Source organism: Kitasatospora sp. NPDC096128 (assembly GCF_040303105.1).
Classification (GTDB): Bacteria; Actinomycetota; Actinomycetes; order Streptomycetales; family Streptomycetaceae; genus Kitasatospora.
In genome coordinates, this window is the sequence record NZ_JBEOSP010000118.1 from 1 (window position 1) to 1,995 (window position 1,995).

General features: G+C 67.3%; 2 protein-coding genes. One reads left to right on the forward strand and one right to left on the reverse strand.

Annotation, left to right across the window (positions count from 1 at the left end; all coding sequences use genetic code 11):
• Nucleotides 1-36: 36 nt before the first annotated feature.
• A complete protein-coding gene (locus tag ABTY61_RS41815; protein WP_350510491.1) occupies nt 37-708 on the reverse strand; it encodes a hypothetical protein in 672 nt (223 codons plus the stop codon).
• 24 nt (nt 709-732) lie between these two features.
• On the opposite strand from ABTY61_RS41815, the gene ABTY61_RS41820 reads away from it, so the two are divergent.
• Nucleotides 733-1,971, forward strand: coding sequence for an IS701 family transposase (locus ABTY61_RS41820; RefSeq protein ID WP_350510492.1), 1,239 nt, complete (start codon nt 733-735; stop codon nt 1,969-1,971).
• Nucleotides 1,972-1,995 lie beyond the last annotated feature (24 nt).

Consider the following 1,995-nt stretch of genomic DNA (forward strand, 5'->3'; position numbering starts at 1 on the left):
TACTCCAGCTGTAGATCGCTCCTGAGCCGCTGGCGGCTACGTTCTCCGTGCCTTGCGTGGCTTGCCCCAGCTGCCGTGTGGTCGGTTTCGGGCTTGGGCGAGCATCGCCGCGTCGAACTCGGCCTTGCTCACCACTGCTCGTGGCTCGGGTACGAGGGTGACTGCAGTCGACCGCCACGGGACAGCCGAGGCCCAACCGACCAGGGGCATGGTCTCGTCGTAGCGGGGAGCGAACTGCGCGACGGTGATGGCGGGCATCTGATAGTTCAGGCTGCGGACGTGTTCGATGAAGGCGTCAGGCAGCAGGACGTGGTGGGTTTCCACGTAATGAGGGAAGTCCTGGCGCCACAGCCAGGCACCGTCGGTCACCAGCGACGAGCAGCCCAGGGAGTGGCGGTGGGCGCTGCCCGTGATGGCGTCGTGCCCCGCCTCCATGACGTCAATGAGGACATGGCCGGCATCCAGGTAGGCCGCCAGGCCCGCTTCGTCGGGCTCGCCGACCGGCCGGACGGCATCGCGTATCGATCCGTTCGGCTGGCCGGAGCGGTTGTCCAGTTCGTCGTAGAAGCCCAGCAACCCCAGCAATGCGTCCTCCTGGCCGGCCCTGCCATCCCGCTGGCACACGCAGGTGCGGCCACCGTTGATCATCAGTGTGTGAAGACAAACGATCACGCGGTGGCCGCAGGTCACAGCGTAGACGCTGCCCACTGGCAGGAATCGTTCGAGGTCCTGATGGACCGCATCGCGGGCCGGTTCGCCAGGGTCGAACCCCGCCGCCGAATACGGCGCTTGGTCATGGGACTGCTCGCGGACCTGCCGCGGAAGAACTGCTGGACCATCGCCGAGTGGGCCGGGGAGACGACACCCGATGCTATGCAGCACCTGCTGAGCCGCGCCAAGTGGAACGCCGATGCCGTCCGCGATGACCTGCGTGACTACATCGTCGAGCACCTGCACGACGATCAGGCGGTACTCGTGGTCGACGAGACCGGCGACGTGAAGAAGGGAACCCACACGGTCGGCGTTCAACGCCAGTACACCGGCACCGCCGGGAGGATCGAGAACTCCCAAGTCGCCGTCTATCTCGTCTACGCAGGTCGGCGCGGACACGCGGCACTGGACCGGGAGCTATACGTCCCGCGCTCCTGGACCGAACAGCCAGACCGCTGCCGGGCGGCCGGGCTCGACCCGGACGCCGCGTTCGCCACCAAGCCCGAACTAGCCGCCCGCATGATCACCCGCTTCCTCGACTCCGGCCACCACACGCCTTGGGTGGCCGGAGACGAGGTTTACGGTGGCAACCCCAGACTGCGGGCCGAACTGGAGGAACGCGCCACCGGATACGTCCTCGCGGTGGCCCGCACCCACGAGGTCACCACAGGGGCCAGGAAGCTCCGCGCGGACGCCCTGGCCAAGAGGCTCCCCAAGCGGGCATGGCAGAAACTGTCCGCCGGAGCCGGAGCCAAAGGCCACCGCTTCTACGACTGGGCCCACATCGACCTGCCCAGCACCACCCCCGGCCACCGCCACCTGCTGATCCGCCGCAACCGCACTACCGGCGAACTGGCCTACTACCGCTGTTACTCACCCCAGCCAGTACCCCTGACAGCCCTCGTGCGGGTCGCGGGATCCAGGTGGAAGATCGAAGAGACGTTCCAGTCCGGAAAGGGCCTGGCCGGCCTGGACGAGCACCAGCTCCGCCGCTACACATCCTGGTCCCGCTGGGTCACCCTCGCCATGCTCGCCCATGCCTTCCTGGCCGTCGTCCGTGCCGATGAACACCGTCTCCGCCCCGGGCCCGACGAGCTGATACCGCTGACGTGCAACGAAATCCAGCGACTCTTCATCGCCCTCGTAGTCCAGCCCATCCATGAGGCCGACCACTGGCTTCGCTGGTCCCTCTGGAGACGCCGCCATCAGGCCCGCTCCCAGGCCAGCCACTACCGACGCCGAGCCGCGGCATCAGCCTGATCGTGATCTACAGCTGGAGTACTA